A 16440-nucleotide genomic window follows, 5' to 3' on the forward strand; every position below is an offset into this window, starting at 1 on the left:
CTCTGACCTGATGGCTTCCAATGCAGCCTTTGCTTTAAAATTCCCTGGATATTGCTTTCTCATTCTGTTTCCTTTATAATGGAGTCAATATCACAGAAAAAGCAGCTTAACCATCAGTTCAAATTTCGGGGTCCATTATAGTTGTTAGATATATTGTATTAATATTAATTTGTTATAGGATTGATAAATACCGGCATGAAGGTGTTAAGGGAAAAAATAAACAAGTGGATTAACGGTATTCTTCTTGATGCTCACAATTATTTCATATGTTATTTGCCGGAAAACTTAAGTTTCTTTTCTTCTCATTTTTTAAAGATATTTTTTTCCGGAATTAAAATTGATTCGGATCAGCTTAATATTATTAAACAGCTGCCTGAAAATGCAATTGTTGTTTATACATCAAAATTTAAAAGTAATTTTGAATTCCTGTTTGCTTATATACGTTATAAGGAAATGGGCCTTCCTTTTCCTGTAATTGGTTTTGACTACAATGCGTTTATATGGCAGCCACTGACACGCAGGTTAAGGACGGTTGTATCCTATATAGATTATTATTTCAAAAACAAATCATTTCCCGATCCTTATAAAAGCGGATATATTGAAGAAGAACTGCTTAAGGGGAAATCCGCTTTTCTTTCGCTTGTTAAAGAGGAATCTTTTTATAAGAAATTTGTTAAGTCCGAAACTGATCCGATAGCATATCTTATTGAAATCCAGAGGACAACCGATCGCCCCATATACATAATTCCCCAAATCATATCATTTGGAAAAAATCCTATCCGGGCTAATAATTCTTTGGCTGATATTTTTTTCGGTACAGCCTATAAAGCCGGAAGGCTTAGAAAAATAGCGACTCTTTTTAAATATCCGGGAAAGATAATTGTTGAATTATCCGAGCCCATAAATCTGAAACAATTTATTGAATCAAAAGATATACAGGAATATGGGATACAATATGTGTCAATGCTGCTAAGACGGGATCTTCTGCTTCAACTGAATCGTCATCGCCAAACCATTATCGGTCCTGCACTAAAATCAACAGTGGAGTTAAAAGAGAGCATCCTGGCAAATCCCAGGTTTCAGGTATTTCTTGAAACTTATTCAAAGTCCAGAAAAACAACAGTTCAGGAAGTCAGCAAAGAAGTTAACAACTATCTTGATGAAATTGCTGCAAAATATAATAATACTGTCATAAGGATTGTCGCAGCTTTTATAGGGTGGATAGTAAATACCATGTTTGATGGCTATACCGTTAACACGGATGGATTAAACAAAGTAAAAAATCAGTCCTTAAAAGGCCCGTTAATATTAATTCCCTGCCATAAAAGCCATATTGATTATCTTATCCTCTCATATTTACTTTATAATAATAACATGCCCTGTCCACATATAGCCGCAGGGAAAAATCTTTCTTTCTGGCCTATGGGGTCTCTATTCAGAGCAGGCGGTGCTTTTTTTATAAGGCGTACTTTGGGAGGTGCGGCGCTATATCTGAGAGTTTTTTCCGAATACATATATAAGCTCCTTGAAGAAGGCTTTAATATAGAATTTTTTATTGAGGGAGGAAGGAGCAGAACAGGAAAGCTTATTCTGCCCAAGCTTGGATTTCTTTCAATTCTTTTGGAAGCGTTTAAAAAGGGGGCATGCAAGGATTTGATATTTGTTCCCATCTTCATAGGATATGACAGAGTTATAGAAGAAAGCTCATATCTTGATGAACTCGAAGGCGGGCAGAAAGAACCTGAAAACTTTTTTCAGTTATTAAAAGCAGGCAAATTACTAAAGAAAAAATACGGCAAGGTATATATTCAATTTAATGAATCTATTTCTTTAAATGAATTTCTTGCTGACAGAGATATTCAGTTAAAGAGCATGACTTCCAAAGAACAGAATGCTTTTTGCAGAAATCTTGGCTATAGAATGATAAATGCAATAAATGATGCTTCTGTTGTTACGCCATTTTCTCTTGTTGCAAGTGCTATTTTAAATTGTACGAAAAAAAGATTTACCTATGAAAACATTCTTTCTGATGTTGAAACTTATATTCAATATCTTTCTTATCAGGGGACAAAGCTTTCCGATACACTTATTTCCGATTATAAACGAGCCGTAGAGCAGGTTTTTGAGACATATATCCAGAGAAAATTTATTGAGCCGGTTTACAGGGGAAAAATCAGCGATCCTAAATCTTCCGAATATTTTGTTAACGTAAACAGGCGTCCTGCAATAGAATATTACAAGAATAATAGCATTTCGCATTTCATTCCCGTTGCCATTACAGCCATTGAAATTTTAAAAATAGAATCGTTTCAGTTTCAGGCTTCCGATCTTCATCCCGGGTATGCTTTTTTGCAAAATTTCTTTAAATATGAATTTGCATATGATGTTGATAAGACTCAAGAGTATTTTATCCGGAAAAGTATAAAGGTATTTATAGACAATGCTGTGCTTGTACCTCATGAGAAGCTTCCCGATACATATAATATTACGTCAGCCGGATTAAAAATATTGAAATTGTATACTAATTTTTTAAAGCCTTATTTTGAATCATATCTTGTTGTTATAAGCTTTATCGAAACAACTTCCCTAAAAGGGCTTGACGCTAAAGAGCGAATAAAAAAGATTCAGATCCTTGGAAACCGCATGTATAAAAGAAATGAGATTGAACGAATTGAAGCTCTGTCAAGAGTAAACTATACTAATGCCCTGGATTTTTTTGGAAATAAAGGAATCAAAGATTCCGGGAATACTGAGAAAATAAAATATTATAAAGATATTATTAATAAGTACTTAAGTTTTTTGCAATATACCGGATAAACGAAATACATTAATTCAAACCATGAAAGCTCTCATATTAGCAGCAGGCCTTGGAACAAGATTGCTTCCTTACACACAGCATACTCCTAAACCGCTTTTTCCGGTTGGGGGTCATCCGCTGCTTGATATTATTATAAGAAAGCTGGAGGCTGCAGGATGTGAGGCGGTCATAATAAACACTCACCACCAGCATAAAAAAATAGAGGATTTTATAACATCACAGAAATATCCGATACCCGTATTTACACGCTATGAGCCGGTTATTCTGGGAACCGGCGGGGCCATAAAAAATGCTGCGGATTTCTGGGATAATAAACCATTTATTGTTATAAACAGCGACATTTTTACGGATATAAATTTAAATGAAGTATATAATTATCACCTCGGACACAAGGACTGCGTTACCCTTGTATTAACCGATTTTGAAAAGTTCAATAATGTTCCGGTGAGCCAGGAAAATCTTGTGCTTGGTTTTGAATCAAACCGTAACGATTCATGTTCTTGTACGGATAATAATAAATCCATGCCGGTTTATAAGCAGGAAAATATTGTAAGGCTTGCTTTTACAGGCATTCAGGTTGTTGATCCTGAAATACTTGGTTTCATACCTGAGAAAGTATTTTCAAACAGCATTGATATTTACAGACAAATGATGGCCTGTGGTAAAAAAATTCATGCCTACATACCAAAAAAGCTTCACTGGAATGATCTCGGAACACCCGAAACATACAAAAACGTTGCTATAGAAGAATCCGCCGTAAAGGCTTTCATGATAGCTTTTAAGGATTACGGAAATCAGGAAATAAGAAAAGTAAATCTTAAAGGAGATGGTTCCGACAGACAATGGTTCCGTCTGGTTTCGGGAAGTAATTCTCTTATCATGGCGGATCACGGTATAAGAAAAGAAACTGCAACTACTGAGGTTGACTCATTTATAAAGATCGGCATACATCTTAAAAATAAAGGCCTGCCGCTTCCAAGGATATTTTTTCATGATGCTTTTTCCGGGCTTGTTTTTTTAGAAGATCTTGGAGATATTAATTTACAGTCAGTAATAACGAATGCCGGCAGTCAAAGCGAAATCATTGGCTGGTATAAACGAGTTATTGATCTGCTTATTGATCTTTCTTTTTCCGGGGGTTTAGGTTTTGATACTTCATGGACATATCAGACCACAAATTACAGTATTGAGCTTATTCTGGAAAAAGAGTGCAGGTATTTTATTGATGCTTTTGTAAAAAACTATATGTGCGTGAATATAAGCTTTGATGAATTCAAAGATGAATTTATGAAATTAGCCTGCCGCGCTCTCGATAATCAAATCGAAGGATTTATGCACAGGGATATGCAATCCCGCAATATCATGATCAAAAATGACGGTATTTATTTTATAGATTTTCAGGGTGGCCGCATCGGCCCTCTTCAGTACGATCTTGCATCTTTATTGAATGATCCTTATGTGGACCTGCCATATACAATCCGTAAGGAACTTGCTGAGTACTGTTTCAGAAAGCTTTCTGTTATTGCAGGAACAGATAAAATCAAATTTTATGATGGCTTTAAATACTGCTCGTTAACACGAAATCTGCAGATTCTCGGTGCTTTTGGATTTCTTAGTAAAATAAAGGGAAAAATTTTCTTTGAAAAATATATTCCTGCCGCTTTGATAAGTCTTAAAGAAAATTTTAAATTACTTGACGAAAAAGAATTTCCCGGTATAAAATCCTTGATTGACAATATATTATAAGCAATAACAATATGACTGACTTGTAAAAAGTCTGTCAGCATTTCTATGGGAAGGGATAGAAGAATACATGGATAGGATAAAAGTTATGGTTAATGGAATGCCGGGCAATATGGCTTCAAATATTGCAAAGCATGTTTTAAATGACGACAGATTTGAACTTATTCCATTATCGCTTACAGGTCCTGAAATTTTGGAAAAAGAATATAATATTGCTTCCGTTTGTATCAGCCTTATTAATCCGGAGCAAAGAAACGAGGCTATCAAGACATTAAAGAAAAAAGAGAATAACTTTATAAGTGTAGACTACACCCACCCTTTGGCAGTAAACAGTAATGCGGAATTTTTTTGTAATAATTTTCTTCCTTTTGTGATGGGAACAACCGGGGGTGACAGAAAAAAACTTGAAGATGCAATTATTTCATCAGGAATTTGTGCAGTAATTGCGCCAAACATGGCAAAACAGATAGTCGGTTTCCAGGCTATGATGGAGTATGCCTCAAAAACATTTCCGGATTTGTTTAACGGATATACTCTTACGATTAAAGAGAGCCATCAAAAAGGTAAGGCTGATACAAGCGGCACTGCAAGAGCCATGATCGGATATTTCAACAAATTGGGGATACCTTTTAATGATTATCAGATAATCATGGAAAGAGATCCTGAAAATCAAAAAGAAATATGGGGGATACCTGAAGAGTTTATCAAAGGGCATGGATGGCATACTTACACACTTGTTTCCGGAGATAAAACGGTCAAATTCGAATTCACGCATAATATAAACGGTCGTGATGTATATGTAGCAGGAACACTGGATGCAATCGTTTATTTAAACAACAGGATAAATGAAGGTGCAAAAGGAAAAATTTTTTCAATGATTGATGTTTTAAAGGGAATTTGAACCTTTACCAAATATGAGGAGAAGGAAAATGCATTATTTCAGAAAGCGCTTGTGGGTTATCATTTCTTTATTTCTTGTTGGTTGCTTTTTTCTAATAAATACAGGCTGCTCGAAAGAGGCTAAAAAAGAGAGGCACTTTACAAAAGCAGAAAAATATTTTTCTGAAGATAAGTTCCGTGAAGCCATACTGGAATATAAAAATGTTGTGAAAATTGATCCAAAGGACTCTAAAGCTCATCATAAACTTGGTTTGGCCTATATGAAAACAGGATTATTTAAAGAGGCATTTGCTGAGTTTTCAAAGGCTGTAGAGCTTGATCCGGCCATGATAGATGCTCATAATCAGCTGGGTACTTTATATCTTCTTTCAGGAAATCCTGATAAAGCAAAAGAACAAGTGGATATTGTTCTTTCAAAAGATGCAAAAAATTCTTTAGCACACCTGCTTTTAAGCGGAATATATGTTTCCGAGAAGAATCTTGATAATGCGGTTACCGAAGCCGAAAAAGCCACTGAAGGAGAAATGAAGCTGGAGGCGTATCTGCATCTTGCCAATCTTTATATCATGAAAAAAGATATTGCCAAAGCTGAAGAAATGTTGATTGCAGCTGTAAATTCCAATGAAAAAAGTATGGTGGCCCGCTTTTCTCTTGCCCAGTTTTATTTGCGTACCGGGAAAATAGATAATGCCGAGCGTGAATTTCTGAATGCGGTTAAAGCCGATCCAAAGGATGTGAAAGCTTATATGGCTTTAGGCAATTTCTATTTTATTACCAAACGGCCTGAGGATGCGGAAAAACAGTACTTGAAATGCCTTGAAATATCTCCGAAAGAAGTTCCTGTCCGCCTGCGTCTTGCCGAGCTTTATCTCGCATGGGGCAAAAAAGAAAAGGCGGAAGCCGCCTTTAAAGAAACTGTTGACAAGAACCCTCAAGATATCAAAGCATTGTCACGGCTGGCAAGCTTTTATATAGATGATAAGAAGTATGATGAAGGCATGAAGGAAACGGAAAAAATTCTGAAGATCAACCCCAAAAGCCAGGAAGGGCTTGTTTTAAAGGGAAGACTTTATCTGGTGAGAAATAAATTTACAGAAGCACAAAGCCTCTTTCAGTCATTTCTGAAAGATAATCCCAAAGCAGCCTTGGGATATTATCTTTTGGCTATGGCTCATTATGGAAACAAAGAGACCCAGCAGGCAAAAACAGCCCTTGCAGAAGCAATAAAACTAAACACTAAATGGTCTGAGCCGAGATTTCTTCTGGCTAATATATATATGAGAGAAGGAGCTTACAGCGAGGCCGTAAATGAAGCAATGGGAGTATTGAAAGAACAGCCAAAAAATCCCAAGGCTTATCTTATTATGGGCAATTCATATCTAATGCAGAAAAATATTCCCGAAGCACAGAAGTCTTTCGAAGAGCTGCTTAAAATTGCGCCGAATAATCCTTTCGCTTATAGTCAGATGGGCCGGTTGATGTTGGTAGAGAAGAAAGAAAAAGAGGCACTGGAGAATTTTGAAAAAGCTTTGAAACTGCAACCGGATTATACCGAGCCTTTACAGTTTATTGTTAGTGTCATGATGAATAACAAGGATTATAAGAAGGCTTTTGAAAGGGTTGATGAGCAGATTAAAATTTCTCCTAAAAATCCTTTCTTATATAATATTCGCGCCAGCCTTTATGAGTTTGAAAAAGATCTTACAAACGCTGAAAATGATTTCAAGAAGGCGATAGAACTGAATCGGGATTCGCCTGCTCTTCAAATGGCTCTCGGCAATTTTTATCTGCGGCATAAAACAATGGATAAGGCAAAGAAATCCTATGAGGAAACAATAAAAAAGGCTCCGGATTCTCTCAATGCCCAAATGGCTCTCGGGATGATTTATGAGAATGAGAAGAAATATGATGAAGCGAAAAGCCACTATGAAAAGGTATTGAAAATAAATCCCGACTTTGCACCTGCTGCAAATAATCTCGCATATATTTATGCGGAAAAGGGAGGCAACATAGACGAGGCGCTTAATCTTGCGCAAAAGGCCAAAGAACTGGTTCCTGAAGATCCTCATGTTTCCGATACACTCGGTTGGATTTATTATAAAAAGAATATTTTCAGCAGAGCAGTTACATATCTTAAAGATGCGGATGAAAAGATTGCTGATCAACCTCTTGTGAAATATCATCTCGGGATGGCTTATTATAAAAACGGAAATACCGGCCTTGCAAAAACCAATCTTAAAAAAGCTTTAGAGCTTGATCCTAAATTCGATGGTTCTGCTGAAGCTGTTGCAACGCTGAATCTGATAAAATAGTTGAAATAAGAGGATAAGCTCATAAGCTCATAAGCTCGTAAGCTCGTAAGTTGATAAGTTCGTAAGGTGAGAGGAAAAGGGATGGAGCAAAGATTGGCGGGAAGGATTTAATGAAGAATAATATCCGGGCGGGGTTGGTTTCTGTTGTATGGATATGCTCTGTTTGTCTGGTTATTTACTACTCGCTTATACCCGGTGTGGAATTTCCGGTTGATTTCTGGCAGGCGGATAAGCTTTATCATTTTGTTTCATATTGCTGGCTGTCCGTCCTGCCTATGATTGCATATTCAGACAGAAAGATTGCTTTAACCGCTTCTCTATCCATGGTTCTTCTGGGAGTATTGATAGAAATACTTCAAATATTTGTTCCCGGAAGAACCTTTGCTATGGCGGATATTGCGGCAAACACTCTTGGCGTGGTTCTTGGGATTTATAACGGAGGCTATTTAAGGCGCTATTTATCAAGCTATGGCAGCTTCAGCCTGTTTAAGAACATCAACCAGTGAACAACCTCTTTTTTCAACGGTGGTGACTCTGAAAGAAAGGTTTAATGGCGCATTATTGGGATGTTTGTCTTGTGATTCCAGAGCATTCTTCAGTCTGATTATAGCATTTTCTCCGATTGATTTTTCTGCTGTCGGCAGAAGAATTGCAAATTTATCCCCGCTGATTCTGGCGGCAACATCTTCTGTACGGAATATTTTCATTAATTTGGCTGTCCGCCGCAGCAGGTCGTTTCCTGCAGCTATGCCATCACGTTTATTTACTTCCTGTAAGTTGTCAATTTTTACAGTAACAACACTTAATGGAAATTGCCTGCCGTATTCATGGCGTAACAGTTCTTCTTCAAAATAGGTGCGGTTATACAGACCGGTAAGAACATCGTGGAAACTAAGATACCAAAGCTTTTCCTCAGTTTCTCTTAAATCGCTTATATCGATGGATATGCATATAATTCCAACAATGTTTCCATTTTCATCCAGGTATGGTATGCGATCGTTCTGAAACCATTTTCTTCCGCGAAGCGAAGGTAAAATCTCAATAAATCCACGCTTTGGATTACCGGTATTTATAACAGTGTTATTTATTTCAAAGAAAGAAGAGAGCTGCTCTTTCGGCAGATTAGGAAAAATCTCAGCTATTGTTTTTCCTATTATGCTTTCCATAGGAAGACCAAGGGATTTGCAAAAAGCTTTATTTGCCCTTATAAAATGATGATTTCTGTCTAAATAGTAAATACTTGTAGGTATGGAATTTAATACTATCTGCAGATCGCTTCGGCTCCGTTGAAGCTCTTCATCAATTCGTTTGCGCACACTAATATTACGCAGCATTCCATGAATGGCAACTCCCCATTTATAAGGAATAAGCAGAACAAAGGTTTCGCATTCAATTTTTGACCCATCTTTTTTCAAGCCTGTGAATTCATATTGCTGGGTCATAAATTCGCCGCTTGATGTTAACCTGTATTTGTTTTTAACAAATTTACGGCTTTCAGGTGCAACCAGTGTCATAGGATCGAAATCCGGGCTGCAAGCCTCATCTTCTGTTACGCCAAACAGTTCGGCGAATTTATTATTTACGAATTCGTATTTTCTATCGAAAAGCACATAAATTGCCTCATCCATATGCTCAACCTGCGGGAAGTATCGGCCGATCTTTTTACCAAATTCTCTTTTTGACTGTTCTGAGGCTTTTCCAAGAGTTTCAAGTTCTAATATCCGTTCCTTTAAAGCGTCCAATTCCTCAATAAGCTGTTTTTTTGTTTTACGTGTTGAATTCATATATTTAGCTCCATGCATTGATATTCTAAAAGAAAATATGGGGATAGCAGATATTTAAAACGATTCTAACCTATTGGCATTATAATTGTTTGTCAAGATATTATTTCTTTGATAAGGGTAAGAACAGGCAAAAAGGATAAAGGTTTCAGAAAAAAGAAAAACAGGAAAAGAGATCATGCAACAAATAGTGGTCGTTGGCAATGGCTATTCAATAATGGAAAATAAATGAAACCAATTCTCAAATATATACCCCAATTAAAGGATATTGACCCGGGTCTGTTAAGAGTTATCTGTCTTGCTGTAATTCTTGCCATAATTTTAGCAGGGTTCTGGCCTTTTAATATATTACCTGAAAACAAAGTGAAATGGCTTATAAATAAAAACGGGATATCTTTTTATGGCCAGGCTATAGTCTTTAGCTCAGGTCTGTTGAAAGAAAAAAACGAATCGCTTTTTCCGGACGGGTCAATAAGCATGGAACTAAGGCTTAAACCAAAAAATAAACCGGGAGATATTTCTCATATTGTTGATTTTTATGATGGTAAATTGCCGGGAGTAGTAACTGTGGGGCAATGGAGATCTCATCTGATATTATTAAGCAGAACCGGTGATCCTGCTCAATTTAAGCGAGGTGCGCCTTATAAGCAAAGAGGCCTGAGCAATGCTCTTGTCGATAATCAGGATGTTTTTCTTACTATAACATCAGATAAAAAAGGATCAGCTGTTTATATAAATGGCATGCAGGCAAAAGCTTACCCCGGTTTTTCCTTACTTTCAGAGTATAAGGATCAACCTTTCCTGATAGTTGTGGGTAATTCGCCGACAGGGCAAGGCTTCTGGGAAGGTGAATTAATGGGGCTGGCCATGTATAACCAGGTTTTAACACCGGAACAGATTGCTGAAAATTATCAATTGTGGATGCAGGAAAATATTGCGTTATTGAAAGGCAATTCAGGACTTTTGTGTTTATATCCGTTTGATGAGAAAAAAGGAAGTATTATCCGCAACCACGCAGATTCCGGTTATTCTCTGATAATCCCTGAAATATTCAGGCCGGTTCAAAGAATATTCTTAGAACCACCCTGGCGTGAGAAAAAATGGAATTTGTCTTATTTAAGAGATGTTATAATAAATCTTACAGGTTTTATCCCGTTCGGTTTTTTTATAGTAGCTTTTTTGGTAAAAAAAAGACGATTTGGGTTAAACACCGCTTGCTTTATTGTTATAATATCGGGTTTTGTGTTCAGTCTGTCAATCGAATTAACCCAGGCCTATCTTCCTGCAAGATGTTCTCAACTTTCGGATCTCATACTAAACACATTCAGTACGGCAATAGGTGTTATTTTAGTTCATAAGTTCGTAAGTTCGTGAGCTTGTGAGGGGAAAAGCGGGGATCGGGGAGCAGGGGCCGGGTGTCGAAAAAAATAGACAATAGTAGTCAGCGAACAAAGCAAAGAGCTATTCAATCATCGCTATTCTACTGGCTTTGTTATGAGAAAGATAGATTGAGAAAGTACTATAATTTTGTTATGGCGATCAGTTCTTCCTCAATTACTCCGCGAAGAAGTGGTATCTTATAAGCGTTTTTCCCCATGGCTTCGGCTCCTTTTATCGCCTCTTCGGCAGCTTTTGCTGCTAAGTTAGCATCGATAGTTTTGCCCGTAATACTTTTCTCAACCTCTTTGGATCGCCAGGGCACAGGCGCAACCCCGCTGAAAACCACCTTTGCCTTAGCCACGGTTGTGCCGTCGAACTCTATAGCCAATGCTACTCCGGCTAAGGCAAAATCCCAGGAACGGCGGGCCCTTACCTTGCGGTAAGAACTCTTGAGAGCCGGAGACGCGACAGGAAGGATAATTTCTGTTACGATCTCATCCGGTTCAAGCACGGTTTCTTTTTGAACATCCTTGTCTGGCGGAACATGAAAGTGTTCCATGAGCACTGTTCTGTTCCCCCGCTTGCCTGTAATCCGAACGGATGCACCGAGAGCAACCAGGGCAGGGGAGGTATCTGAAGGATGGACTATGTAGCACATATCGCCGCCGAAAATGCAGTGAAATTGATTTTCACCTTCTGCGGCAAAACATTGATCACCGCCTTTTCGCAGGCAATGAAATTCTCCGCGATAGTACCAGCATCTGGGTTTCTGGCAGATATTTCCGCCTATGGTTCCCTGATTGCGAAGCTGGGGGCTCGCCACTTCGGATGCCGCCTGGGAAAGGACATTATAACGGTTTCTGATAATTGGATTTTGTGCAACTTCAGTAATGGTTGTGAGAGCGCCGATGCGAAGGCCGCCTTCAGCTGTTTTTCTGATGCCATGCAGAAAATCAAGTTTGCTGATGCTTACAATCTTTTTAGCGTTAAAAACACGATCTCTGAGGCATCCGAGAAGGTCCGTTCCTCCTGCATGAATCCTGGCTCCTTCGGATGCCAGGTGCTTTATAGCCTCCTTTTCTGAACGTGCGCGAACATAGGTAAAATTTGGCAGCATTTTATTTCTCCTTTAAATGCTCAGAAAAAATCATGCTGAGCCGTAAGGGGTTAAGCGGTGTCTGTTTGATGCGAACACCTGTGGCATGGTAAACCGCATTGGCAATAGCGGCAGCCGTTGGAATAGTCACCGGTTCACCCAGGCCCTTGGCTCCGGTGATATTTGCCTCGGCATCAGGCATATCTATTGGTAAAGATTCCATATGAAGCGGCACATCCAGTGCAGTAGGCAACTTGTAGTCATGCCAGTTTCTGTTCACCATCTTACCGGTATCATTACCATCGAGAATGCGAACTTCTGTCATGGCAAATCCAATGCCCATGGTAATTCCGCCGTAAACCTGATTATCGTAAGTCAAGCGATCCATGATCCGGCCGCTTTCATTGGCCCCAAGAAAATCTATGATTTTGACTTCCCCTGTTTTTGTGTTTACTTCCACTTCGCAAAACTGAGCCGCAAAAGGGTTAACCGCTTTACCTTCAGGATTGGGCCCGCGGTAACCTATTCCAACAACTACGCCCCTCTTTTTCAGGCCGGAAATTTCTATGATCTTTATCTTTTTGGAATCATCGTTTTCAGAAACGATTTCATTCCCATCAAAATGCAAAGAGGAAATTTCGGTTTTTAAATCATCTGCTGCCATTTGGAGAAGTTGTTGTTTTATATGGATAGCCGCAGACCGGACTGCCGGAGCTTCTGTGGGAACGGTTTTGCTTCCGCCGCTGGGAGTAGCATATTGAGTTGTGCCTGTATCCGCATGCTCTATCTGGATCATTTCTGCTTTGACATTCAGCTCTTCAGCAACCACCATGGCCATCACGGTCTTGGTGCCCGTTCCGATATCGCTTGCTCCCATATTAAGATTTACGCTGCCGTCTGAAAAAAGTTTTAAAATGATCGTTGAGGGAGGTCCGCCGCCACCGGCAATCCACAGACAACTTGCCATTCCAACACCTCTTTTAAGATGCTTTGTCATATCGGATTTTTCTATATTTTTATGCCTTTCATCCCATCGAAAGGTGCGCGCTCCCTGTTCCAGACAATCCTTAAGACCGGTTGTAGTATAAGGAGGATTGCCTTCCCTTGCCTGGCTGTATGAAGGAATGTTTTTAAGTCTCAATTGCACAGGATCCATGTGAATAGCCTCCGCCATGGCATCCATCATTTGCTCGAGAGCCCATGAACACTGGGGATGCCCCGGAGCGCGAAAAGGTCTTGCCGGTCCGGCATTGGTATAAACATCTGTTGCGTTTGTTCTGACATTTGGACAGGTATAGAGATCTTTTATAAGCCAGTCAACAAGAGCAGTACCGCCTGCGGGATAGGCACCGCCTGTTCCGGTTACGGAAAAATCCAGCGCTGTGAGCGTGCCGTCCTTTTTAACTCCGGCTTTTAAGGTCATATTTGCCGGAGGCCTGTTGCCTGTGCAGAGATATGTTTCTTCTCTTGTCAGAAAAAGCTTAACCGGTCTGCCTGTTCTTTTGGCAAGCAAAGCTGCGATTACCGTATACTTTCCGGCAACAAGCTTGCTGCCGAATCCGCCTCCCATGTAATGACCAATGACGCGTACTTTGGATAGGGGAAGATCTAAAACCTGAGCAACATTGCTTTGTACTGAATAGACGCCTTGTGTGGATTCGTGAATGACCAGAAGGTCACCATCCCAATAGGCGACACAACCATGTGGTTCCATCGGGGTATGAATTTCACATTCCGTTCTGTAGGACTCTTCCATTACAACGTCTGCCTGTGCGAAGCCTTTTTCTATATCTCCTCTGGAATATATTTCTTTCGGTTTGACCAGATTGCCGCCTTCATGCATTCTGGGAGCGCCTGGTTCTATGGCTTTTTGTTCGTCCACAATAAAAGGAAGAATTTGATAATCCACGCGGATTGAGCGTAAAGCATCCCATGCCTGATAGGGAGTTTCTGCCGCCACAGCAGCTACTGTTTCTCCTTCAAAGCGGCAATGAGGATCAAAAAGTTTTGTCTTCACATCTTTGGAGTAAGGCCAGTAGATATCAGCCTCCGGAGTGGTTGAAGCGATAATATCCAGTATGCCCGGCATTTTTATTGCCTTGCTTACGTCCACTTTTTTTATTTTGGCATGAGGATGAGGACTGCGAAGGATGGCTCCGTAAAGCATGTTGGGCAGGGACAGATCGGAAGGATAGACAGCGGTTCCGCTGACCCGTTCGTAGGCATCCACGCGTGATTTCGATTTTCCTATCACAGCTGTTTTGCCCCAGGGTTCCGGGTTTTTGCCCGGCTCCGGCGTTTCGGTGACAAAAAGCTCTTTCGTATAATATACGCCTTTTTCATCCTGTTTCATCATCCACCTCTCTTGAGTTTGGCAGCGTGATTCACGGCCTGAAAGATATTGTGGTAAGCGCCGCAGCGACATACATTGCCGCCCATCCCTTTACGGATCTCTTCATCCGTTGGTTTTGGAGTACTTCTTAAAAGTCCTTCGGCAGCCATGATTTGTCCCGGAGTGCAATAGCCGCACTGGAATGCATCCTGTTCAAGGAAGGCCTGCTGCACATGGCCAAGCTCTTCACCTTTCATAAGTCCTTCAAGTGTTACGATCTCAGTGTCCTGGGCTTCCACAGCAAGAGTCATGCAGGCGTAGCGGGGCACATTGTTGATGAGCACTGTACAGGCTCCGCATTCTCCCCGTTCGCAGCCGGCCTTGGCTGCGCTCAGGCCTAAATGCTCACGGAGCACAAAAAGTAATGACCAGCGGGGTTCCACAAGGATACGATGGGCACGACCGTTGATTTTAAGTGTGATTTCGGTCAGTTCCATCGGATCTATAACTTTATCCTCTTCGGAAGCCCATGCAGTGAGTTTGCCTGAAGCAACCACAGTGGCAGCGCCAATGCCCATGGTGCTGAAAAAGCTGCGGCGGGTTAAGCTGAGATGAATTTTTTTGTTGTCTTCTTCCATTGCCGGCTCCTTTGTAATATTAATTACAGCATTTGTGCCTTAAATTTCAGATATTAACCGGTTTATTCCGTGAATCCCTTTTCCTTCATTCTTTGCGCGTTTTTGAAAAGCGCCATGCCCGTCTTCATTTTACGCAACCCCAAAGTTTCGTAAAATTCTTCTTTTCCGGGCGAGGCGTATAAAATTACATTGCATTGAGAAAGTTTTGATAAAATATTTTTTACAATTTTAGTACCGATGCCTTTTCTCTGGAATTCGGGGACTACAGCTATATCATAGACAGCCGCCTGATAAGCGCCATCGGAAATCGCCCGTCCAAAGCCGATAAGATGATTGTCATGATAGACAAAAACGGTTACATAGCTGTTTTTAAACGCTTTTTGATGTATGTCAGGCTCGTAATACGCCATTTTAACCAGCTTCAGCGTTTCCGACACTGTTTTCCAGTCTATATTGAGACAGCCAAATCTGATGTCAATTTCCATCAAAGGCCTCCTGTTGAAAGTATAAATAAAATATACCACAAATTGTTTTCTGATACAAAAGAATTTAGCAGCAAGTGTCAGGGCAAATTCGGTTTTTTGTCCGGCGTAAAAAATATTTTTCATTTTTCGTAAAGCCATAATAATGGCATGAGTGACATATGCCAATAATGACATATGCCAATAATGACATATGTCAAAATAATTCAGATGTATTTTGACATTTATAACTATTTTTATTAGAAAGCTATTGATTATTCATTAGAAATTTAAGTTGGGAATAATTTGATCAAAGTGAAATATTCTGCCAAAAAGACATGAGCAGGACTTATGCGAGAGGATATTAAAAATTATTATAAATAACAAAAAGAGAGTAGATAAGATGAAAATAAATATGATGTTTAGTTGTTTTATGCTTTCATTGCTTATTTTACTTTTTAATTTTTGTCCGGGACAAGCTATGGAGTTACCCAGGGTAATTGATAAGACCAATTGTGCTCAGTATAAAGATTTGCTTGTCCCGGCCATGTACCGTGCTGTTGAAAAAGGTGACTTTGTTATTTCCCCGGGGAATATAAACTTTCAATACAAACATCCGGACAGCTTTATTGCAGCAGGCAATAAAAATGCCGGAAAATTCGATATAAGTTCTGAGGGCGATCTGATCGAGAAAAATACGGGTAAAGTTCCATGTTACAATATTTACGGATATCCTTTCAGGGTTATTTTGTTCTTTGAACAATAAAAAAAAATTACAATTAATTAAACAAACAAGTGATCAAAGTCCCAATAATAATGTATAGGAAGGATGATCAAACAAAAAAAGTAGGTACTGTACCTGTTGGAGAAAACAGGGATGAAGTAAAACAAACAAATGAGATTACAGTAGCGGCTTCGTTGTTAGATTCCATTGATATTGAGAACAAAGATATAACCGCTGATGCATTACATACCCAGT

The 16440-nt window shown here is 39.4% G+C and carries 12 protein-coding genes; 7 read left to right on the top strand and 5 right to left on the bottom strand.

Annotation, left to right across the window (positions count from 1 at the left end):
• Positions 1-195: 195 nt before the first annotated feature.
• The 5 genes from VXK47_RS02990 (at position 196) to VXK47_RS03010 (ending at position 8279) form a co-directional block, all read left to right on the top strand.
• Positions 196-2817 (top strand): 1-acyl-sn-glycerol-3-phosphate acyltransferase, encoded by a 2622-nt coding sequence (locus tag VXK47_RS02990; protein ID WP_435547288.1) that lies wholly within the window; start codon positions 196-198, stop codon positions 2815-2817.
• 22 nt (positions 2818-2839) lie between these two features.
• Positions 2840-4564 carry a sugar phosphate nucleotidyltransferase gene (locus VXK47_RS02995; protein ID WP_435547289.1) on the top strand — a complete coding sequence of 575 codons (1725 nt, stop codon included), beginning with the start codon at positions 2840-2842 and terminating at the stop codon, positions 4562-4564.
• A 67-nt stretch (positions 4565-4631) separates the two neighbouring features.
• Complete coding sequence (gene dapB / locus VXK47_RS03000) at positions 4632-5462, top strand: dihydrodipicolinate reductase (RefSeq protein ID WP_435547290.1); 831 nt, start codon at positions 4632-4634, stop codon at positions 5460-5462.
• A 28-nt stretch (positions 5463-5490) separates the two neighbouring features.
• Complete coding sequence (locus tag VXK47_RS03005; RefSeq protein WP_435547291.1) at positions 5491-7773, top strand: tetratricopeptide repeat protein; 2283 nt, start codon at positions 5491-5493, stop codon at positions 7771-7773.
• A 110-nt stretch (positions 7774-7883) separates the two neighbouring features.
• Positions 7884-8279, top strand: a complete 396-nt coding sequence (locus VXK47_RS03010; RefSeq protein WP_435547292.1) for a VanZ family protein — start codon at positions 7884-7886, stop codon at positions 8277-8279.
• Here the strand turns inward: VXK47_RS03010 and VXK47_RS03015 are convergent.
• Positions 8235-9557: a sensor domain-containing diguanylate cyclase gene (locus VXK47_RS03015; RefSeq protein ID WP_435547293.1), complete on the bottom strand. Its 1323-nt coding sequence runs from the start codon at positions 9555-9557 to the stop codon at positions 8235-8237. The two genes, VXK47_RS03010 and VXK47_RS03015, sit on opposite strands and share 45 nt — an antisense overlap.
• A 225-nt stretch (positions 9558-9782) precedes the next feature.
• Here VXK47_RS03015 and VXK47_RS03020 point away from each other — a divergent pair, with 225 nt between their 5' ends.
• Entirely contained in the window at positions 9783-10928 is a 1146-nt protein-coding gene (locus VXK47_RS03020) for a VanZ family protein (RefSeq protein ID WP_435547294.1), read from the top strand.
• Positions 10929-11073: 145 nt separating this feature from the next.
• Here the strand turns inward: VXK47_RS03020 and VXK47_RS03025 are convergent, their stop codons facing one another.
• The 4 genes from VXK47_RS03025 to VXK47_RS03040 all read right to left on the bottom strand — a co-directional run bounded on the left by VXK47_RS03025 (position 11074) and on the right by VXK47_RS03040 (position 15485).
• Entirely contained in the window at positions 11074-12051 is a 978-nt protein-coding gene (locus VXK47_RS03025) for an FAD binding domain-containing protein (protein ID WP_435547295.1), read from the bottom strand.
• Position 12052: 1 nt separating this feature from the next.
• On the bottom strand, positions 12053-14386 hold the full coding sequence (locus VXK47_RS03030) for a xanthine dehydrogenase family protein molybdopterin-binding subunit (RefSeq protein ID WP_435547296.1): 2334 nt from the start codon (positions 14384-14386) through the stop codon (positions 12053-12055).
• Entirely contained in the window at positions 14383-15000 is a 618-nt protein-coding gene (locus VXK47_RS03035; RefSeq protein WP_435547297.1) for a (2Fe-2S)-binding protein, read from the bottom strand. The genes VXK47_RS03030 and VXK47_RS03035 overlap by 4 nt, the downstream gene beginning before the upstream one ends.
• 62 nt (positions 15001-15062) lie before the next feature.
• Positions 15063-15485 carry a GNAT family N-acetyltransferase gene (locus VXK47_RS03040; RefSeq protein ID WP_435547298.1) on the bottom strand — a complete coding sequence of 141 codons (423 nt, stop codon included), beginning with the start codon at positions 15483-15485 and terminating at the stop codon, positions 15063-15065.
• A gap of 379 nt (positions 15486-15864) precedes the next feature.
• Here VXK47_RS03040 and VXK47_RS03045 point away from each other — a divergent pair, with 379 nt between their 5' ends.
• A complete protein-coding gene (locus VXK47_RS03045; RefSeq protein WP_435547299.1) occupies positions 15865-16227 on the top strand; it encodes a hypothetical protein in 363 nt (120 codons plus the stop codon).
• Positions 16228-16440: the final 213 nt, after the last annotated feature.

It is taken from the genome of Desulfobacterium sp. N47 (genome assembly GCF_051233685.1).
In the GTDB taxonomy this organism is placed as follows: domain Bacteria; phylum Desulfobacterota; class Desulfobacteria; order Desulfobacterales; family RPRI01; genus RPRI01.